The sequence below is a fragment of the Mesorhizobium sp. WSM3862 genome (assembly GCF_002294985.1).
GTDB lineage: Bacteria > Pseudomonadota > Alphaproteobacteria > Rhizobiales > Rhizobiaceae > Mesorhizobium.
The window spans coordinates 154,778-174,045 of sequence record NZ_NSGE01000008.1; the positions used below are offsets into that span (position 1 = coordinate 154,778).

At 62.9% G+C, this 19,268-nt stretch carries 25 protein-coding genes; 15 read left to right on the plus strand and 10 right to left on the minus strand.

What is annotated here, in order from left to right; genetic code table 11:
- Positions 1-17 precede the first annotated feature (17 nt).
- The 4 genes from CK224_RS23575 to CK224_RS23595 all read left to right on the plus strand — a co-directional run bounded on the left by CK224_RS23575 (position 18) and on the right by CK224_RS23595 (position 3,282).
- The gene (locus CK224_RS23575; protein ID WP_245426147.1) at positions 18-407 is read left to right on the plus strand and encodes a TadE/TadG family type IV pilus assembly protein; all 390 of its coding nucleotides are present in this window, start codon (positions 18-20) and stop codon (positions 405-407) included.
- Positions 397-807, plus strand: a complete 411-nt coding sequence (locus CK224_RS23580) for a TadE/TadG family type IV pilus assembly protein (protein WP_095783407.1) — start codon at positions 397-399, stop codon at positions 805-807. Before CK224_RS23575 ends, CK224_RS23580 begins: the two co-directional genes overlap by 11 nt.
- Positions 808-1,192: 385 nt before the next feature.
- Positions 1,193-2,134, plus strand: a complete 942-nt coding sequence (locus tag CK224_RS31480; protein WP_348628406.1) for a hypothetical protein — start codon at positions 1,193-1,195, stop codon at positions 2,132-2,134.
- Between the two features lie 740 nt (positions 2,135-2,874).
- Positions 2,875-3,282, plus strand: a complete 408-nt coding sequence (locus tag CK224_RS23595; protein ID WP_095783408.1) for a hypothetical protein — start codon at positions 2,875-2,877, stop codon at positions 3,280-3,282.
- A 282-nt stretch (positions 3,283-3,564) separates the two neighbouring features.
- On the opposite strand, the gene CK224_RS23600 is transcribed toward CK224_RS23595, so the two are convergent.
- Complete coding sequence (locus CK224_RS23600) at positions 3,565-3,912, minus strand: hypothetical protein (RefSeq protein ID WP_245426149.1); 348 nt, start codon at positions 3,910-3,912, stop codon at positions 3,565-3,567.
- Positions 3,913-4,873: 961 nt separating this feature from the next.
- A complete protein-coding gene (locus CK224_RS23610; RefSeq protein WP_095783410.1) occupies positions 4,874-5,758 on the minus strand; it encodes a DUF1236 domain-containing protein in 885 nt (294 codons plus the stop codon).
- Positions 5,759-5,979: 221 nt separating this feature from the next.
- Here CK224_RS23610 and CK224_RS23615 point away from each other — a divergent pair, with 221 nt between their 5' ends.
- A complete protein-coding gene (locus CK224_RS23615) occupies positions 5,980-6,282 on the plus strand; it encodes a DUF1236 domain-containing protein (protein ID WP_067001081.1) in 303 nt (100 codons plus the stop codon).
- A gap of 260 nt (positions 6,283-6,542) precedes the next feature.
- Positions 6,543-6,761: a hypothetical protein gene (locus CK224_RS23620; protein WP_095778872.1), complete on the plus strand. Its 219-nt coding sequence runs from the start codon at positions 6,543-6,545 to the stop codon at positions 6,759-6,761.
- Between the two features lie 157 nt (positions 6,762-6,918).
- Here the strand turns inward: CK224_RS23620 and CK224_RS23625 are convergent, their stop codons facing one another.
- Positions 6,919-7,272: a DUF982 domain-containing protein gene (locus CK224_RS23625; protein ID WP_245426151.1), complete on the minus strand. Its 354-nt coding sequence runs from the start codon at positions 7,270-7,272 to the stop codon at positions 6,919-6,921.
- 203 nt (positions 7,273-7,475) lie between these two features.
- On the opposite strand from CK224_RS23625, the gene CK224_RS23630 reads away from it, so the two are divergent.
- From CK224_RS23630 to CK224_RS23640, 3 genes are all read left to right on the plus strand, one after another.
- Positions 7,476-7,775: a DUF1236 domain-containing protein gene (locus tag CK224_RS23630; protein WP_067001089.1), complete on the plus strand. Its 300-nt coding sequence runs from the start codon at positions 7,476-7,478 to the stop codon at positions 7,773-7,775.
- Between the two features lie 74 nt (positions 7,776-7,849).
- The gene (locus CK224_RS23635; protein ID WP_067001047.1) at positions 7,850-8,059 is read left to right on the plus strand and encodes a hypothetical protein; all 210 of its coding nucleotides are present in this window, start codon (positions 7,850-7,852) and stop codon (positions 8,057-8,059) included.
- A gap of 108 nt (positions 8,060-8,167) precedes the next feature.
- Positions 8,168-8,419, plus strand: a complete 252-nt coding sequence (locus tag CK224_RS23640; RefSeq protein WP_095778871.1) for a DUF2934 domain-containing protein — start codon at positions 8,168-8,170, stop codon at positions 8,417-8,419.
- Positions 8,420-8,513: 94 nt separating this feature from the next.
- On the opposite strand, the gene CK224_RS23645 is transcribed toward CK224_RS23640, so the two are convergent.
- From CK224_RS23645 to CK224_RS23655, 3 genes are all read right to left on the minus strand, one after another.
- On the minus strand, positions 8,514-8,726 hold the full coding sequence (locus CK224_RS23645; protein ID WP_095783411.1) for a hypothetical protein: 213 nt from the start codon (positions 8,724-8,726) through the stop codon (positions 8,514-8,516).
- A 243-nt stretch (positions 8,727-8,969) separates the two neighbouring features.
- Positions 8,970-9,317: a hypothetical protein gene (locus CK224_RS23650; RefSeq protein ID WP_127215790.1), complete on the minus strand. Its 348-nt coding sequence runs from the start codon at positions 9,315-9,317 to the stop codon at positions 8,970-8,972.
- Between the two features lie 82 nt (positions 9,318-9,399).
- Positions 9,400-10,488 (minus strand): GSU2403 family nucleotidyltransferase fold protein, encoded by a 1,089-nt coding sequence (locus CK224_RS23655; RefSeq protein WP_067001056.1) that lies wholly within the window; start codon positions 10,486-10,488, stop codon positions 9,400-9,402.
- A gap of 467 nt (positions 10,489-10,955) precedes the next feature.
- Here CK224_RS23655 and CK224_RS31485 point away from each other — a divergent pair, with 467 nt between their 5' ends.
- Positions 10,956-11,099, plus strand: coding sequence for a hypothetical protein (locus CK224_RS31485; RefSeq protein WP_156752745.1), 144 nt, complete (start codon positions 10,956-10,958; stop codon positions 11,097-11,099).
- Here CK224_RS31485 and CK224_RS23660 read toward each other — a convergent pair.
- The 4 genes from CK224_RS23660 to CK224_RS23675 form a co-directional block, all read right to left on the minus strand.
- Positions 11,090-11,314 (minus strand): hypothetical protein, encoded by a 225-nt coding sequence (locus tag CK224_RS23660; RefSeq protein WP_067001059.1) that lies wholly within the window; start codon positions 11,312-11,314, stop codon positions 11,090-11,092. The genes CK224_RS31485 and CK224_RS23660 overlap by 10 nt on opposite strands.
- 244 nt (positions 11,315-11,558) lie before the next feature.
- Positions 11,559-12,065, minus strand: coding sequence for a tetratricopeptide repeat protein (locus CK224_RS23665; protein WP_210199670.1), 507 nt, complete (start codon positions 12,063-12,065; stop codon positions 11,559-11,561).
- Positions 11,998-15,459, minus strand: coding sequence for a tetratricopeptide repeat protein (locus CK224_RS23670; RefSeq protein WP_095783413.1), 3,462 nt, complete (start codon positions 15,457-15,459; stop codon positions 11,998-12,000). The genes CK224_RS23665 and CK224_RS23670 overlap by 68 nt, the downstream gene beginning before the upstream one ends.
- 200 nt (positions 15,460-15,659) lie before the next feature.
- A complete protein-coding gene (locus CK224_RS23675; RefSeq protein WP_067001065.1) occupies positions 15,660-16,292 on the minus strand; it encodes a S24 family peptidase in 633 nt (210 codons plus the stop codon).
- Positions 16,293-16,371: 79 nt separating this feature from the next.
- Here CK224_RS23675 and CK224_RS23680 point away from each other — a divergent pair, with 79 nt between their 5' ends.
- The 5 genes from CK224_RS23680 to CK224_RS23700 all read left to right on the plus strand — a co-directional run bounded on the left by CK224_RS23680 (position 16,372) and on the right by CK224_RS23700 (position 19,191).
- The gene (locus tag CK224_RS23680; protein WP_245426154.1) at positions 16,372-16,734 is read left to right on the plus strand and encodes a hypothetical protein; all 363 of its coding nucleotides are present in this window, start codon (positions 16,372-16,374) and stop codon (positions 16,732-16,734) included.
- Positions 16,731-17,042 (plus strand): hypothetical protein, encoded by a 312-nt coding sequence (locus CK224_RS30890; protein WP_141245857.1) that lies wholly within the window; start codon positions 16,731-16,733, stop codon positions 17,040-17,042. Before CK224_RS23680 ends, CK224_RS30890 begins: the two co-directional genes overlap by 4 nt.
- A 102-nt stretch (positions 17,043-17,144) precedes the next feature.
- Positions 17,145-17,933, plus strand: a complete 789-nt coding sequence (locus CK224_RS23690) for a GcrA cell cycle regulator (RefSeq protein WP_095783414.1) — start codon at positions 17,145-17,147, stop codon at positions 17,931-17,933.
- Between the two features lie 264 nt (positions 17,934-18,197).
- Positions 18,198-18,905 (plus strand): hypothetical protein, encoded by a 708-nt coding sequence (locus tag CK224_RS23695; protein WP_095783415.1) that lies wholly within the window; start codon positions 18,198-18,200, stop codon positions 18,903-18,905.
- On the plus strand, positions 18,826-19,191 hold the full coding sequence (locus CK224_RS23700; protein ID WP_141245497.1) for a hypothetical protein: 366 nt from the start codon (positions 18,826-18,828) through the stop codon (positions 19,189-19,191). The genes CK224_RS23695 and CK224_RS23700 overlap by 80 nt, the downstream gene beginning before the upstream one ends.
- The last annotated feature ends 77 nt before the right edge of the window (positions 19,192-19,268 follow it).

Below are 19,268 nucleotides of genomic sequence, written 5' to 3' on the forward strand. Positions count from 1 at the left end.
GCTCCGGCGCAGCCGCAGTGGAATTCGCGCTGGTGCTGCCGGTGCTGTGCGCCGTCCTGTTCGGCATCGCCGATGGCTGGTCCTATGTCACCAGCTCGATGGCGATGCGGGCGGGCGTGAAGACGGCGGCGAACCTGCTGCTGGCCGGCGCAACCGACGACAACGCCGTCCAGGCCGCCGCTCTTGCGAGCTGGCAAAACAAACCGGGCGATGCGGCCGTTTCGGTGAGCCGTTCCTACAAGTGCGGAACGACCGTGGTCACCTCGACCACCATCTGCGCGGGCTCGAAGCTGCCTTCGGTCTTCGTCCAGATCCAGGCGTCGGGCACCTGGATTCCGCCGTTCACCTTCGGCGTTTTCCCCCATAACAGCGCGCTGGGCCATCAACAGGTGGTCCGTGTCCGCTAAGCGAAAAGCCAGGCTGTTTGCCGGCAACGCCTCTGGCGGCGCCGCGATCGAGTTCGCCCTCATCGTGCCGTTCCTGATCATGCTTCTGTTCGGCATCTTCGCCTTCGGCTGGTCGATGAACAACGAGTCCAGCGTGCGCTATGCGCTCGAGGCCTCGGCGCGCTCGCTGCAGCTCGACAGGACGATGACCCAGGCTCAGATCCAGGCGATCGCGACGCAGAAACTACAGGCGCTCGGCTTGCAGAACGTGACGGTGACGATCACCACCGACCCGCCGAGCGGCGGCTTCAAGATGGCGCATGTCAGCGCCAGCTATGCCTTCGTCATCAACTTTCCCTATTTCAGCGATTTTCCGATCAATTACTCGACCACTGTCACCGTGCCGCTGATCAACAGCTGAAGCACGTAACAAGCTGTGTGGGCCGAAAGATTGCGACACGCTTCAGGGCATGCCGGGAAAGAATATATAACTATATATCTGGAATCAGCCGCGAAGCGGGATAAGAAGACCTTGTCAGCGCGCGCCTGGCGCTGGTGCCATGACGGCTCCCGCGCGGTTGCCCGAAATGATGCCGCGCACGTCCGAAAATCGCCTTTATAAACAGGCGTCTTGTACTCCTCGACGGACGCTGGCCGCATAGCGTTGGGCCCATGGTCCGACGGGGGGGTGGGCCTTCATTGTTCCAGAGGGCGGACCTGGCCTTAGCCCATTTATTTACGCAATAATTTCAGCAAGTTAACAGGTGTTCAGCGGGATTTCCGGAGCTGCTTCTCGGGATACTCTCTTGCCGCCGCCGAATTTGTTTAAAAGTTACTCCAAGCCGTTAGGGAAATCTCATATGACGCGATCTAGCGGTTGGGCATTGGTGGCGATTCACCTGCGGAGAAACATGATGACAATCCGGAAAACACTTTTGGCTTCGCTTGCCATTCTGGCGCTCGCGGCGGCTCCCGCACTTGCCGGAGCCGGCGGCAATGGCGGTGGTCACGGCAATGGCGGCAGCCATGGCGGCGGCAATGGCAATGGCAATGGCGGGGGCAACGGCAACGGCGGCGGCAACGGCAAGGGCGGCGGCAAGGGCCAAAGCAGCAACAGCGGCGCCTCGCATGGCAAATCGGCATCGGCAAAGGCCGCCAAGTCGCAGGTCGACGATGCAACCGATGACGACACTGACGACACGACGGACGATACCACTAAGGCTGCGACGCCGAAGGAAAAGAACATCCATGCCAAGCTCGGCCGGCTGAACTCGCTCCAGCGCAACATCAATGCCTACATGAATTCCAAGAGCAAGAAGTTCGCGGGCATTCAGGCTTATGTGACCCAGGCCGCCGTAGCCCAGAACGCGCAGGCCAAGCTTGACGCGGCAAACGCGAAGCTGGCCGCCGACCAGGCCCAGCTCGGCACGCTCACCCAACAGCTCGCCGACCTCAATGCAACCGACACGACCAACATGACGGCCGAGGAAAAGGCGGCTTTCGATGCGCAGGTTGCCGACGTTCAGGCGCAGATCGACGCCCAGAACGCCGCGATCGCCGCTGACACCCAGGCGGTCACGGATGCCCAGGCCGCGGTGACCGCTAACCCTGCGCCCGATGACGCCACGCTCGACGCCGCCCTGCAGGACATGGCCAACAAGCCGGTCGATCAGGAGGTGACGGACTGGGCCAAGGACGTGCTGGCCGACAAGATCGACCAGGCGGCTGCGGCGACGTCCACGCCATAAGGCACACGCGGCGAACCTGCCGCAGTGGAATGCATGCATGCCGCCGGGGCGACCCGGCGGCATTTTGTTTGGCTTGACGGCAATACCTCCAGGTGAGGCCAGGGGGGAATTCTGGTTGCGGCGAGCAGAAACCCCACGCCGAGGCACAGGCGGAGTTCAAAAAAAGGCTCGCCTTTGAGGCGAGCCCAAATAGCAAAAGCCGAGGTGGTCAGACGGCTTCTACCCGCGCCCGAAGGTTAACATGCCGGGTCTACCGAGCGAATAACATTGGTTAAGGAATAGCTAAAAATTCACGGCGTCTGCACCGCTGGAAACCTTTCGTCGGTTTTGGTCGGCGTTGTGCCACGTGTTTGAAACGGTGGCAGAACCGACGGCGGTGACGCAGACCGGGTAATCGAAAATCGGCGCGCCGAAAACGAGTTTGACCGGGAGCTGTGTGGTCAGCTCCCGGCCCCCCGGTTGCCACCCCCGAGATCTCGCTATGAATGTCGTATTACGATATAATGGCCGGCGTTGGAATGGGGAGCGGGCAATTTCTTTTGCGAGCCGCCCTGCATTGGGGAAAACAACTGCAGGCCCGGGGAGCGCTGCCCCGCCGGCGCCGACCCTTGCGGGCCTTTTTGCCTCGCTTGACGCTGTGCGCAATGCACACCAAAACTTCGCTGCCTTGTGGCTAATATGCGTTGCGGTGTGTAGCTTAGCGGGTGAGGGATTTCACAGGGCATTGGGAGGACAACAAAATGCCACGGGTTTCGGAGCTTTTCTTCAAGACGGCCGTCATCTTTCTCATCCTGGGCATAGCCGCCGGGCTGCAGATGGCGATTTCGGGCGACCACGGCGCCTTCCCGGCGCACGCCCACATCAACCTTCTCGGCTGGGTGACCAGCGCGATCTTCGGCGGCTACTACGCGCTCAATCCGGCCAAGGCCGAGCGCCGCATCGCCATGATCCATTACGGTCTCTACACGGTTGGCCTCGTGATCATGCTGCCGGCGCTCTACTGGATGCTGGCCGCAGGCCGTCCGGAGATCGAGCCGGTCGTGGCGATCGGCTCGCTGATCGTCGCCGCCGCGGTGCTGACCTTTGCCTTCATCGTCTTCTCGTCCGCGGAGACGGTGCGCTCGGCCACGGTCGCTCCGGCGCAGTAACGGTGCGCCCAACAGCGCGTCGCCTGAACCGGCCCAGTGCGACGCGCTCAATTGCTCGATCGCACGCGGCCAAGATTGGTACGTCATCCTGTGGCGGAGCAGGAACCGAAGCGACGCGGCGCAGATTGCAGGCCGTAAGCTCAGAGCGTTACGACGGTGCAGGATTCTGCCGCGCTGCGTTCCTCGACGAGGTCACAGCGTGGGTTCTCGGGTCTTCGTTGCGCTTCGCGTCGCTACGCCCAACGATGACGGCGTGGGGCTTCGGCCGGACGCTGAGCCGCCTTACGGCAGCAGCCTCGGGAACAGCCGCGAGATCAGCGCATGGACGATGCCGTCGCGTTCGAACGGGCCGGGCAGCTTGGCGGGGGCGCCGGCGTCGCTCGCCTTGCTCTCGTCCGTGGCCCGGCCTTCGGCTTGCACGAGCCACAGCACGGCCACGAAGTAGCCTGCCTGCAGCACCACGCCCGCCAGGAACGTCCAGCCAAGCGACTGCCAGACGGACCCGGTGGACATGAAGGTCCAGCCGAGAACCACCAGAAGCGTTGCCGTCATTCCCACAACAAACTGCGGAAAATACATTTGCCCAACCGAGCGCCGCGACCAGTTAGGGTCTTCGACGATCTCGCCCATTGCTCTACCCATTTTGACCCTTGCACCTTTTCCGCCAGGATCGCAAGACTTCACGCAGACCCCTTGCCATAGGTCTTAATTCCGGCCCGCCGAAGGACCTACGCCTGAGGAACCCAGCCGAGGCCGATTCCGTTCCCTCGCGGAACGATGATCAGGAGTAGCTAATGGACGGCAGCGTCTACGAGGCGCGCTGGCTTGTTGCGCCTGCTTTTGGAACGCGCATCGTCTTCGCCGCTGCCGCAATGCTGCTGAGCTGACGCCCTCCGACGATCGCCGCAGTGCCTCCCGCGAGCACGGCCCTTCATCGGCGGGAGGCCGGCGTCTCCGCCTTTCCGCGAAAGAAGTGGAGGGTTAGCTCTGACCCCCATTCGGCCGGATCACGTCGCGGCCGGCTATGGGCTGGCCCACCGGCTATCGAGATTGGGGCCTTGGCTGGACCAGTCTTGTATCGAAGGCGTCGGGCAGGCGAACGTGCGCCAGCGCCCTGACTGATCCCGTTGTCATGGCATCCGGCGGCAGAAGGATGACCATCTTGGCCTGGCGATCCGGCCAGAGTGGCCTGCCGCCTGTGAAGAATACGAGCGCCACAACGCAGATCAGAAGAACGGCGGCGAACAGATTCGCAATGATCTCTCCGAGTTGCATGCAGCACCCCCAAAAGGAGCACCCGCCGCATCGCAGGTAGCGGCGGGTGCAACAGCAACCGACGATGAAGGGACCTATGCTCGCCAGTCATGACTCCAACAAGATAACTGCCTGTATGTTTCGAGAGGGGGGACCAATGCCCTCCCATACCAGACCTCAGTCCGACGGCTGTGTTGCGGCGAGGGCGGGCGATAAGGCTTGGACCGGGCTGCCCCGGCCTCGGGAAGGGGCGTTTGCGCCCGCGGCTGAAGCGACATAAGAAAAGCCCGCCATGCCATGCGGCACGGCAGGCCTCCTGTCTGAAATGCTGTCTGGATCAGGCCTCCAGGATCACGACGATCTTGTAGGTGTCCGGATCCACGATCACGATGCGCCCGTCGGCCAGCACGAAATACATATAGGTTTCATAAGCCGGGACGATCTTGACGATGCGGGGCGGCAGGCGATGGAGCCGGATCTTTTGCCGCGGAACCTCGACGCCGACCGAGATGTCGAAGCTGACATCGCGAACCGGCTGGACGTTGGTCTCGCGGATGATCTGCGTGATCTGCGTCCGCTGCTCGACCGTCACATTGGTGATCGAGGCCGTCTTGTCCTGGTCGGTCTGGACGTTGCCCTGAGCGCTCTGCTCGGTGGTCGTACCGGTCTTGCCCTGAGCGTTCTGCTCGGTCTGCATCTTGGTGGTGCCCTGGGCGTTCTGGTCGGTGGTGCCGGTCTTGCCCTGAGCATTCTGCTCGGTCTGCACCTTGGTGTTGCTGTCAGCATTCTGCTCGGTGCTGGTGCCGGTCTTGCCCTGGGCCTGCTGTTTCTTCTTCAGCGTGGTGTTGTCCTGAGCATTCTGCTCAGTCTGCACCTTGGTGCTGCCCTGAGCATTCTGCTCAGTCTTGGTGTCGGTCTTGCCCTGCGCCTGCTGCTTCTTCTTCAGCTGCGTATTGTCCTCGGCGTTCTGCTCGGTGCTGGCGCCAGCCTCGCCCTGGGCATTCTGCTCAGTCTTCATCTTGGTGGTGCCCTGGGCATTCTGCTCGGTCTGAGACTTCATCTTGCCCTGGGCCTGCTCGCCAGCCTTGCCGCCCTTCGGGCAGTCGGCCTGGCCGGCGGCACAACTATCGCCGCCGCTCGGCTGCACGGACTCGGTCTGCGCCATCGCGGCGCCGCAACCGACGCCGAGCGCGATCATGCTCGTGATCAGAAGATGCTTCATCTGATTTCTCCTCGGAAAGTCGGTCCCTTCGTTGGTTAAACACGACTTGGAAGGCATTGTTCCGAGATTGTTTTGCCAAGCGGCGGCGGCGTTCTTACGCCGGCGGATGTGCGGAATTTTGCAGGAACAAGCCGTGGCCCTCGGCGTTAGGACGGTGCCGATCGGCTGTGGAAATCGCAGGCGCAGCAGAGGAGGCGATTGACCACACAAAGGAGACGACCATGAAAATGCACATCACCACCGCCGCCGCGGCCCTCCTGCTTCTCGCCGGCGCTGGCGCCGTCGCTGCGCAGGACACCGTCGTGATCGCGCCCGAGCAGGAAACCGTCATCAAGGAATATGTGCAAAAGCAGCCGCTGGCTTCGGTGAAGGTTCCCGGCATCGAGCTGAACATCGGCAGCACGCTTCCCGAGACGGTCGAACTGCACGAGGTGCCGAACGTCAAATATCGCTATGTCGTGGTCGATAACCGGACTGTGATCGTCGACCCCGGCACGCGCAAGATCATCAAGGTGCTCAATTAACCGATAGCGTAATCGGCCGAACGGATGGCCCGCCGCCGGTCACGGCGGCGGGCGGTTAACGGAAAATTATTAATTTACGATATCCTAACGGAACCTTTGACCCACACCCAAGTTGGGCGCTTTGGGTCAAATCTGTCTCATGGGCAACACAAACCAGTGGCAGAAACAAACCTGTCTCATAGGCAACACAAACCGGTGGCAGAAAGCAGAATCGGGCGGCGGCGAACAGGCATGGGCAGGGGCGAGGAGGACTAGTTAACATGTCGAAACGAGAAATCGGAACATCCCGCTCGCTCGGGATGCGCGTCGCCGAGTTGCGGGCCAGGATGGAAGACGCCCACATCACCGCACATGAAATACAGACCTTCCAGAAGGTCGCGGCCATCATGGGGGGCGGCGATGGCTCCCTACGCATCGATGCGGACGATCTGATCGCCGCATCTTTCCTCACCGAGTCGTGCGAAGCTTCGCTGAACTGACAGCCGTCATCGATGTCGACTGGCTGCCGTCCAGCACTGGGCGGCAGTGAGCGGCGCTACGCCGCTTGGTGCGACAAAAGCCTTCGGCCGCGAGGGCTTTTTCGATGATGCTTGGTTCGATAAGACCGATCCTACAGGCCCGGACTTCAGCAGCCTGTCACGCCAGCGGCCATTGCCGGCGCTGCTGGCTTATGCTCCTGGCCTTGAGACGTCTGATCTTGGCTTCGCGTAGCGCGGTGACGGGGTCGACGCCGGTCCACAGAATGCCGGCCTTCTGAGCGAATGCCACGAAGGCCTGCCGCGCTTCCCCGAGTTTCCTCTCGCCTGTCCGCGCTGCCTCGCAGGTCTGCACGGCCGCGGCATAACAGTCGCCGCGCATCTCCGGCGGCCATTCTTTGAGGAAATTCTGCATCGCCGCCAGGGAAGCGATCTCGCGCTTGAAACCGGCCCCGACTGCGATCGCCACCGGCGCGCGGAGCGGCATGTCGCTTGTGATGTGAACTGCAGTCATGGCGGGCCTTTGCTGGTCGAATTTATTCAATTCAAACAATGCGAAGCTGCCCCGGCGGTTCCGCCGGCAACAATCAATTAGGCGCCGCAGACGGAACAAGACCCCAATGCACGCGTTTGCCCCGGGAGCTCCTATGTTCGACCTGCCAGGTTTCCGCGACGGCGGAGGCGGGCGGAGCTCGCCAACACAACAGGAGACTTATGATGAAACGCACCCTTATTCCTGCTGTTGCCGGCCTTGCTCTGATCGCCGGCGTAGGCTTTGCCGCTGCGGACCAGATCATCGTCACGCCGGAGCAGCAGACTGTCGTCAAGGAATATGTCCACAAGCACCCGATCGCCTCGGTCAACATACTGGGGCTGGAACTGGGCGTTGGCTCGACGGTGCCTGACACGGTCGAGCTGCGGGAGGTGCCGGACGTTCAGTACAGATATGCCGTGGTCAACGATCGCACTGTCCTGATCGATCCTGGTACACGCAGGGTCATCCACGTCATCGAGTGATCTTACGCTTACGAGCCCCGATCCTCCCGCCATGCCGGCGGGGGGATGCCGGCTCCTAGGAAGGAGTCGCAGCCATGCATCACCCCCATGTCGAATCAGTCGACTGTGCAAAGGCGGTCGACCAGCTTCTGGCCGAACGCCGCACTGGCCTCTTATCGATGAAGGAAGCGATTGGCCTGTTGCGCAGGCGCACCGGAACCGAACGCTCTGACGCCGATTTGGCCGCGTTGATTACAAAGAAGGCGGCGTATCTGGGCGTCGCTATCGTCTCCGACGTGCACTGAAGAAATCGCTGCCGAAGTTCAGGCACCTACGCGTCGATGCGCAAGACGCCACCGGAAAATTCAGCTAATGTTTCCGTCGGGGAGCGGCCCCACTCAAAGGAGGCGACAGTGACGGACGACAGGCAGGAACGCATTCGCCGGCGGGCGCACGAGATCTGGGAGCAGGCCGGCCGGCCGGAAGGCGCGCATATGGAGCACTGGGACCAGGCGGCCGCCGAGATCGACGCCGAAGTAAAGCCGAAGTCCAAGGCCGCGCCCAAAAAGACGGCCGCCGCCAAGCCGAAGTCGGCCAAGGCCGAAACGCCCGCCAAAGCCCCCGCCAAGGCCAAGGCTCCTGCCAAGCCGAAAGCCAAGGCCTGACCCCCAGCGGCCGTTCCGCCGCTGCCATCCGCACAATCGAAATGTAGCAAGCCCGCGCCCGAAGATATAGGGCGCGGAGGTGGAGACTAAACGGCTATCGCCTCCCTTGCTTCCTGGCGTATTGCGCAACGGCGCAGAGGAAAGCCAGCGCGGCGGTATCGCAGGCCGCCCGCGACGGCGACGGACCCTTGGCAAAAAGCACCGCGTCCGCGATCGGGATCGTCAGCCCATGCTTCATGGCGAATGAGGTGACTTCGTAAGGCTGATCGTCGGCTGGTGCGCCGATGTCGATTTGCTGGTCTATCAAACGAGTTCCTCCCTGGTACGCGACTATGCCTTCCTTGGCCCGAAAGGAATTAACTACCGGCCGCCCGCCCGCGTCCACCAATTGGCAATTGTGTGAAACGATACATTTGTCGAGGTGCATCCGAAAGTTGCAAAAGCGAATTCTCTGCACCCGGCGCGGGCGGAAACCGTTTCGCCGCGCTCCTTCGCGCCCCTCTGTTTCGTCGCGTTTGGTGGTATTCCTCCGCGAAGCAGGAAGGACATCTCACTCCCAGGCATCGCTCGATTTTGCAAAGCGCACGCCCGCCGCAGTCATCGCGCACTCGCATTCGCTGATCAGCCTGAGGTTCCTCAAATATCGCGCGATCGTTTCGGGCAGCCAGGCCGCGCAGGCCTCGACATAGGCGCGGCCGTGCACCAGCGTGCCGGTCGAAAGCCGGTCGTCCTTCTCCGCGATCACCTTCAGATATTGCCGGATGAAGCGGATGTCGTCGGCGATGTCCTGGCTGGCCATGCGCCACGCGCCGGCCAGGCGTTCGCGCTCGGCGAGCGGCAAAGGCGAGAGCAATGGGCGGGAAAGGTCGGCGAAAGCGGCATGGTTCGCGGTGTTCAAGAACATCCCCTCAACGAAGGGCAATATCGTACATTAGGTACGAAAAGTGGTCAAGAACGTTTCGTACAATTTGAACGATAACTCACTTGGACCGTCTCATGAAACCGTCGAGCTCGATGCGCGCTTCGTCGAGCGCCCTGCCGAGGACCAGGTCCACCATCTCGCGCCTGTCAGGCTGAAGCAGTTGCAAGCCTTTGCGCAGCGCCTCACGCCACGCTTCGCCCCGGTTCCACGCTTCCGCGAAGGCATGGGCGAGGTCGTCTTGCCGACGCGTGGTCTCGAGCGCCTCGACCAGCAGGCTTGCTTGATGCAGGTCCTTCTCCCGCTTGGCGGCAGCGCTTCCCGCGCGTCGCGCCGCGACGATCAGCTTGTGGGCCGCAAAGCGTTCGGGCGAGGGGACCAGCACCGGCACGCCGGAGCGGTGGAGCAGCACTGCCCGCACCGGGTCTCGGATCAGGAAATCGAGGAAGCGCAAGGGCTGGGCCGAGGCGCCGCCCAGCGACGGCATCGGGCTGGCATGGTCAGCATGCTCGTCGCTGCCTCGGTTCGGAGTGAGGAATTCTATGCGGTAGCGCGAAGCATTCTCGAACTGCGTCGTGCGCCCCGCATCGGTTCGGTGCGGGATTTCCCGGAATGTCGGGTCGACCGCCTTCAGCACCTCGATGAGCGGCGGCATGCTGTCGTCGACTTCGGCCGAGACGGAATGGAACTGGGCAAAGTCGGCATCGCCGGTCTGCAGCGCGGCTCCTGGCAGTTTGACGCCGAGATGCCCTGCATAGGTCTGGAAGGCGACGGTGCCGACGAGCACCGCGCGCAGGCGAAAGAGCCCGGCCTTTTCCAGCGCCTCGACGACGTCGCCACTGAAAGCATCGGGCGCCGCCAGGCCGGCGTCGCGAACCAGCGTGGAGACCAGCTTGCGGCGAGCTCTGAGATCGTCCTTGATCTCCTTGAAGGCCGCGACCCGTTTGGCGATCTCGGGATCTTCCGCCGGGCCGACATAGCGCCTGGACTTTTGCGGCCGCGTCTCTTCGAAATACCAGTAGTCGCGGCCTTTCACCGGCACGCGCACGAAATTGCCTGCCGTCGAGAAATCGGTCTCGAAGGAGGCATCCAGGCTGCGCTGCACCAGCTCGGCATAGAGGGTACGATAGGCAAGATCGATAGTCTTCATGGCCGCCCCCGGGCGTGCGCAGCGTTATAAGAAACCTGCAGTTTTCTTATAACTGGGCCTTATTCGGCGAGATTTCAAGAGCGTTATAAGAAACTGGTAAAAATCTTATAACGACCGGCATCTCCTAGGAGAGATGGGCCACTCTTCGGCGGATTGGGGAAACGGTTTGCCCGGTGCGGTCGACGTCACGCCCGAAGACTCGACCTGGAAGGCGTTGAGGCCGGGCTTGGAAGCTTGGAGCAGCGCAGCTTCCGTTACGCCGATTACGGCTGCCGGACGAGCACACTACCTTCGATCATTTCCGGAAACGCGTTCCTTGGCGCCAACCGACAAGCCGCCGCCGCTTTTTTCGAGGAACGCGGGCCGGCTACGCCTTCGCCGTCGACCGCGCGAAGCACGCAGGCGACCCGCTGATCGCGGCGAACAAGGACACGCTCACCAACCCGGCGCTGAACGACCGGCATTTTTTGAAGGGTGCTAACGGCGCCATCGGCACCATGGACATGGCGAAGATGGAAGCGATGGGCGGGTATTTGTTTGCCTCGGGAATACTGCTCGACGGCAACGGCAAGGCGTTGAAGGAAAGGCCATACTTCGAGACCTACCCGTAGCGCAGGTAATTGTTGCAGGTGGCCGGCGTTTCGCGCGCAATGACATGATTGAGCATGTCGAGTTGCGCCGAAAGCGCTTGCGAGACCGCGCTGTCCGGAGCTGAAAGCAGGAGCGGTGCATATCTGTGCCGCAGATCGGCGACCGCCTGTCTGCTGGTATTGCGCACTTCTGTTTGGCTTCCGGTCTGGGCGGCGGCAGTGATCTTGCGCAGCATCGCATCGTAGTCGTCCGGAAATTCGCGTGCGATAGCCTCAACGATCTGGAGATCCTGCTTCCGGATCTAGGCATCGATGTAGGCGGTGGTCACAGGCTGGGGCGGCTTCGCCACCGACTCATGGTGATATCTGCCGCCACCGAACATCGCTGGCAGCACTTTTGCCTCAACGAAGCTCAAAGGGGACGACCGCCTCCACCTGCAACCATTTTCCACGCGACATCCGCCCCTCTAAAATGCCTGTCTAGTTCAGTCCGAGGCTCAGCGCCTTCTTGCGGTCGGCCTCGGCGCGCTTCAAATCGCCCTTAGCTCTCCAGGAATGTGCCCTCAAATCGTAGGCGTCGGCATATGTCGGGTCGATCTCGATAGAGCGGCTGTACTCGGCGATGGCGCCATCGTGGTCGCCTTGGCTTTCCTTGATTGCACCTAGACCGAAATGGGCGCCAGCGCTCTTCTTCCGGTCCAGGCTGATCGCCTTGTTGAAGTCTCGCGTTGCGCTGTCGATGTCCTTTTTTGCCGCATAGGCAAAGCCGCGATCGATGTAGAAGCGCGCCACTTTGGGATCCAGTTCGATCGCCTTGTCGAAGTCTGTCATCGCACCCTCGTAATCGGCCTTCTCCAGCCTTTTGGTTGCCCGTCCGTAGTAGGCCATGCTCCAACTCTGATCGATCTCCAGGCCTCGGTCATAGTCGGCTAACCCGGTCAAGCTCGTTTTTCTTCCCCCACAAAGCGGCACGCCCAAAATAGGCATCGCTGCTCTTCGGCGCGAGTTCGATGACCTTGCTGAAATCGGCAATGGCGCCATCATAGTCATGGGTGTCGGTGCGGACCATCGCCCGTCCGCGATAGCCGGCGGGGTTTTTCGGATCGAGCGCGATGGCCTGTTCGAACGCGGCGGTGGCGCGTGCATACTTGCGTTTCTTGTACCAGACGTAGCCGTGGTCGACGATGGTCTTCAACTTGCTCTGGTCAGAGCCGACAAGATCGCTTCCGGCTGACTTGCGTTTGGCCGCCACGGCGAGCTTGCGGCCCTTCTCGGCTAGGGCCAGCCTTGGATCCAGCTTGAGCGCCTGGTCGTAGTCCGCAATCGCCTGGTCGTAATCGCCGTTGGCGAGCCAGGCGCTGCCACGCCCGAAATAGATCGGCGCAGAACTGGGGTCGATCTTGGCCGCGCGGCTGAAATCGGCGATCGCTCGATCCAGTTCGTTCTTCTTGCTCCAGGCGACGGCGCGGCCGAGGTAAGCTTCGACGTAGGCAGGATAGAGTTCGATCACCTTGCCGTAATCGTCGATGGCCGCGTCATACTTGCCCTTCGCTACCAGCGACATGCCGCGCCCCAGATATGCGGACGCCATTTTCGGATAGAGCCTGATGGCTTTGCTGTATTCGGCAATGGCGCGATCATATTTGTGCCTCTTGTAGAGGGCATCGCCGAGATCGATGAAAGCCTTGAGCTTCTTCGGATCAGGCCCGCCGGCTTCGGCCGCGACATCGCCTTTTCCTCTTGCCGCGTCGGCCGCCTTGCGGCTGACCAGGTAATCCGGATTGTGCGGGTCGAGGTCGATTGCCCGGTCGAAATCGGCGATGGCGCCGTCATAGTCCTTCCTGTCGGCCCGTGCCATGCCGCGCCCATAATAGCTGGCGGCGTCTTTCGGATCGATCGCGATCGCTAATGAATAGGCGGCGATCGCCCGCCCGCCGTCGCCCTTGGCGTGCCAGGCCATGCCCTTGCAAAAGAACGCGTCGCGCGCCTTCGGGTCGAGCGTGGCGGCATGGCCGCAATCGGCAAGCGCGCCCTCGACATCGCCCGACATGGTTTTGGCCATCCCCCGGCGAATATGGGCCGAGACCAGATCCGGAACGAGCTGGATCACCCGATCGTAGTCGGCGATCGCCAGGTCGTAGGCGCGCTTGGCGGCCAAGGCCTTGCCGCGGCCGAAATAGGCGAATGGGCTACTGGGGTCGAGCGCGATCGCCTGCTCATATTCTGCGATGGCATGGTCATATTTGCCCGCGTCCGAAAAGGTGTCGCCGCTCTGCACCGCGCTCAGGACACGTGGGTCGGTCGCCTCGGCCGCCTCCAGCATCTTTGAAGCGGACAGTATTCGCGTTGGGCTCGCTTTGCCTTGGCCGAGTTGCTTGGCCAAGGTTTCAACGGCGGCCGCAACAGAGGGCTGCAACTGTTGCATGCCCACTGGCGGCGCCGGCCTGTTTTCGCCAACGGCAGCCTGCTCGTCACAGCTTCCAGTCCGCTTCAGGTCGAGTTCGATGGCACGCCGGCAATCGACTGCCGCGCCGGCCTGATCGCCCTTGAGCATCCGGGCGCGGCTGCGACCGAAATAGGCGTCGGCGTTTTCGGGATCGAGGCTGATGGCCTTGTCGAAATCGAGCAATGCGCCGTCCACGCCATATTTCGACAGCCGCATCTGGGCGCGCTCGAGCAGGATCCTGGCGGTCGCCGGATCCCTGCCTGGCTTCGCGGCGGTCGGCTTGCCTTGCTCGCCGGGCAGGTGTTCCCTGCACGTGCCTGCCCGCTTCGGGTCGAGCTCGACGGCTCGCCGGCAGTCGCCGACGGCGAGGTCGAAATTGCCAAGCAAGGCCTCCGCGATGGATCGGTGGTAGTAGGCATCGGCGTTGTAGGGATCGAGGCCGATGACAAAGCTGAATGTATCTATCGCGCCCTTGGGGTCGACCTGCATCTGCTGCAACCCCGATTTCATATTCCAGTCGATGGCGGCGGAATTGTCGCGCTTGGCATAGAGTTGCGGCGGCTCATACGTGGGAGGCGCGATAGGCTTGGCCGCCTGCGGCTCAGCTGGGATTGGGACATGAGCCTGACTGGTCGTAGCGCCCGGTGACTGCAGCACGGGTTGCCCCTCGGCCCTGCGCTTGCCAATCTGGACGCTCAGCCGTTCCTTTCGGTAGTCCGCGTTGGCCGGGTCGAGCGCGATTGCCTTGTCCAGGTCCGCTATTGCCTTATCAGGATCGCTCGCCTCCCAGACAAGCGCCCTCTCGAAATACGATTTTGGATCGTCGGCACTGATGGAAATCGCTTTGTCGAGATCGGCAAGCGCCTCTTTCGAATTGCCGACTCGAGCCATAGTCATGCCGCGCACGCGGTAAGCCGGGGCGTTGGCCGGGTCGCGGCGTACGGCTTCATCCAGATCGGCGATAGCGCGGGCATAATTCTTCTTTAAGCCCCAGCTCTTGGCGCGGTTGAAGTAAAATGCGGAACTTGCTGGATTGAGCCGGATCGCCTCGTCGAATGCGGCGATGGCGCGGGTATGGTCGCCCTTTTCCTGCCATTCTATGCCGACCGCATTTTGGGCGGTGGCGGTTTTCTCGCCACCTCCGTCGCGCGGCTCGCCAAAAGCCTCGGCGATCCGGCGTGAGCAATCACGCCCTTTGTCTGCATCGACGCCGGCGATGTGCTTGCAATCGGCTTCCGCGCGCCTGCGCTCGCCCTTGGCGATCCATGAAAGTGCGCGGTCATGGTAAGGCGTGATGGGGTCCGCGCGGACGCTCTCTGCCTTGTCATAGTCGGCTTGGGCCCGCGTGGCGTCGCCCTTGTCCTCCCAGGCGACGCCGCGCACGCCATAGGCCATCTCGTTGGCGGGATCGATGTCGATCGCCTTGTCGCATTCGACAATCGCACGGTCGTGCTCGCCTTTCTTGTTGAGTGCCCTGGCGCGGTCGGCATAGAGGTTGGCATCGTCCGGCGTGAGCGCGATTGCGCGAGTGTAGTCCGCGACGGCTCGCTCGAAATCTGCCTTGCTCTCCCAGGCAATGGCGCGATTGGTGAAGGCGGGCACGTATGTCGGATCAAGCGCGAGCACCTCGCTCATGTCGGCGATGACGCGGTCGATATCGTTCTTCTGCGTGTAAGCCAGGCCACGCCAGAAATAGGCGTTAACGCGAAGATCGGGAATCTCGGCGCTGTCCTCGGCGATGGGCGTGCAGGCGCTAATCTGCTGGTCGGCGGAGAGGGCGCCGTCGCTGAAGCAAGTAGCGTAATCCTTGCTCTCTGCGAGCGCCGGACTGCGAAGCCCGCCAAGCGTCACCACTATTCCCGCCGGCGCCAAAAGCGGGCCAAATGAAAGCCATGCAACGAATGCGCGGGCGAACGCGCCGGTGCGGCGTGACACGGTTTTGATCCTCCCCCCGGAGTTGCCGCGGCAGCGGCTGCAATTGCCTATATAGTTCCGTTTTTGTTCCGAAATGCAAGCAGAAATTGCGAACGCTATCCTGTGTTCGCTCTCGGCCAAAGAACGCAACCCTCAAAGCCTGGCAACGCGAAGTTCTTCTTGTTCTTCGTTGAGCGACGGTTTCTCAGCGAGATTGTCTCTCACATATCGATCATTGAGCGCTTGACCCGCCCGATGATGGTGATCGCCCCTTCGAGCTCCGGCGGCGGAATGTCGAGATAGGACGCCGGCTGGAAGGGCGGGGTGTCGTTCGGGCGGTAGCGCTTGTAGGTGGCGCGGCCGGTTTCGTCGGCGATCACATAGCAGCCATTGGTCACCAGCCGCTTGTCGCGCAGGTTGACGAAGATGATCGAATCCGGCGGCGAGATCTTGTTCATCGACGGTCCGTCGACGCGCAGCGCAATCCACTCGCCTTCCTCGAGATCGGCGGTGGGGATGGTCGGGTAGTCCGAAAGGTTGACCACGCTGTCCTGGCTGCCGAGCTCGCCGGCGCTGATCCACGATACGATCGGTACGTCGATGGTGATGGGCGAGGCGGCGAGGTGCACAGGCGCGGCTTCGACGCCGTCGGCGTCAAACAAGAGCCAGCCGGGGTCGACGCCGAACAGCCGGCCGTATTTCTCCGCCGCCTTTCGCGACAGCGGCCGGTTGCCGTTCTCATGGCTGATAAGCGTGTTCTTGTTGATGTCGCGCAAGGCCCGCGCGGCATCGCTGGGCGAGGCATAGCCGGCCTGGGCGCGCGCCTGCTGCAATCTGTGCCGAGAATCCATCATCGTACAAAATGCCTGAAATTATCGTCCGAATTGTACGATTTCGCTTGCGCGTCATTCGTACATAACGTACGCTTAGCGCATGAATGAGCCTACCGCAAGCATTTCCGCATTCCCTGCGAGCATCTCCGCCGCGAATGTGCCGGGGCCGCCCACGAGCATCTCGGGGCTGCCAACGAGCATCTCGGGGCTGCCCACGAGCATCTCGGGGCTGCCCGCGAGCATCTCGGGGCTAATTGATTCCTGGCAGAGCATCGGCGCCTTCGCCGCAGATGTCGGCTGCGGCTATGAAGCCGCCCGCCAGATGCGCCGTCGCGGACGCATCGCGCCGCAGCACTGGCCGCATGTGGTGGCCGCGAGCCGCAGGCGCGGCATTGCCGGCATCAGCTACGAATGGCTGGCGGGCCATCGCGCCGCTGCCGCCATGCAAGGGGAGGCGGCATGAACGCGCTTGCCTCGCCTGTCGAATTCCAATCGTCCGGGCCGTCCTCCTCCCCGGTCCGGACGCTTTCCGGGGCCTCTGCCCCGGATCCGGTCGAACCGCCCGCACCCCGGTTCACCGGAACGGCCGGAGCCGCTCCTCCCCCGGCTCCGGCCCCCAATTCGGGCCGGCTCGTCTCCTGCATCCGCACCGAGGACGGCACCGTCATCCTGTTCGACCGCAGGGCAGGCCTGGCGGTGTCGGGCCTGACCCGGGCCGCCGCCGAGGCGGCCCTTCTTCGCCTGCTTGGTGCGGCGCCCGGCGCCGCCTGATCCCAACCGTTTCCCTGACCTGACCAACGGCCCCGCGGCCGAACCCTGGCGCTTGGCTTCAAGTCGAGCGCTTCGCAACCTTCGCAAGCAATGGAATGAGACATGGCTGCCGCCTACACCGAAAAGGAAATCGACGAGATCGCCGCCTGGCTGAAGGAGGGGCTATCGGCCTCGCGCATTGCCGGCCGCTTCAGCGCGCTGCGCGGCAGCCCAGTCTCGCGCAACGCCATTATCGGCATCGTGCACCGCAACGCCGGCCTTCGTGCCATCGGCTTCGCCAACCCGAAGGGTGGCCGCGCTGGTGGCAGGCCGCGGAAACATGTGCGGCCGGACCGGCCGGGCCGGCGGGGCAGGGTGGCGGCCGGAGGTGTCACGCTCTCCGAGCCGGCAGCGCTTTCGAAGCGGGTTGAAGAAGCCGGCGCCGCAACTGCCAATCTCCCCCCTTGCGGGGGAGATGCCCGGCAGGGCAGAGGGGGGTGCTGTCCCGCCAACCTATCCTCTGTTGAGCTATCCACGCAGCCGGATGCCCGCATTCCACCCAAACCCAAAAAATCCAAAGCCCGCACACCCGCGCGCACGCTGCCGCCCGCCTGGCTTTCCCCCGGCACCCGGGAAAAGTCCGACGTCCAGCTCTACAAGCTCCCCGCGCCGCCGCCCCCGGTAAACCCCGGCCGCCAGCCGCATGTCGCGGCGATGCGCTTCCTCGATTGCCTGTTCAAGCGCTGCCGCGCGCCGATCGATCTCGCGCTGCGCGAGGAGGCGGACGAGGATCCTGTCGGCGCGCGGCCTGGTCCCGACATGCTCTGCTGCGGCCTGCCGACGTCGGCCACGCGCTCCTACTGCGCGCATCATCATGCGCGGTTTCACGGCCATCGCGGGAGGGGGATGTGAGAGTGGCAACAATGAAGGCGCCGGCGGCGGAGTGCTCAATCTCCCCCCTTGCGGGGGAGATGTCCGGCAGGACAGAGGGGGGTGTGAAGGAACGCCAGCCTCGCCAATCCTTTCAAGGTACGACAGCAGTACAATCGGCAAAGTGGAGGACAAGCAGAGCGGATAGGGTGGCGGGACAGCACCCCCCTCTGGCCTGCCGGCCATCTCCCCCGCAAGGGGGAAGTTAGCTACCTGCCGCTGCCCGGCCTCTCAACAGGCAATCCCATGAGCGGTACGACCTGGTCGAAGTTTTTCTGGTCGGATTGGGAGTCCGATCCGAACCTGCGCCTCTGCTCGCTGGCGGCCCAAGGCCTGTGGATGCGGATGCTCTGCATTGCCGCCGCGCACGAGCCGGTTGGCTATGTCGCCATCGCAGGCAAGGGGCTGGAGGAGGCGGCGCTCGCGCGCCTTGCCGGCTGCACAGAAATGGAGCTGGGACGCCTGCTTGCCGAGCTCGAGCAGAACCGCGTCTTCTCGCGAGACCGGCATGGCCGCATCTACTCCCGGCGCATGATCGCGGATGCGCGTAAGGCGCGCGTGGTGCGCCGCAACGGCCTCAAGGGCGGCAACCCAAGCCTTTCGAAAGAAAGGGCGTTTTCGCGCTTGGATAAGCGGCGGGTTAAGTCAGGGGATAAGGGGCAGGATAAGCCCCAGAGTCCAGAAGCCAAGAATCCAGAATCCAAGTATCCAATAGTCATAGATCCATCGGGAGAAAACGCCCTGGCGTTTTCTTCCCGGGCTGCCGCTCCGCGGCAAAAGAACGAGAAATCATTTTCGGGCCGTTCAGCCGGACAGAACTGGCATCGCCGCAAGACCCATGTCGATGCCGCCAACGCCATCATCGAGGAGATCAATGACCGCAGCCGAATTGCAGCAGGCGGCGAAAGCTCTGGCCGCGATGTTCAGTTGCTTCCCGCAATCCGCGCTCGCTGATGCCGAGATGCAGCTGCGCGGCTATCTCGCAGCCGTGCAGGATGCCGAGCTTGCCGATGTGCAAGCCGCGATCCAGCGCTTCATCCGCGGCGAGGCGAAGGTCGACAACGCCCAGTTCTGCCCGTCCAGCGCCCAGCTTTCGATCGAGGTGCGGGAACGGCGGCTGATGCGGGAGCTGTTGGCGAAGCGGAGTGCTTTGCTTGGCGCGAGTTCCTCGCCCCCGCAATACGGGGGAGAGGTGGCGCGGCGCAGCCGCGACGGAGCGGAGGAACGCCGCCGACTATGATCGACACGCCCGGCAGGACAGCGCCCCCCTCTGTCCTGCCGGACATCTCCCCCACAAGGGGGGAGATCAGACTTCGC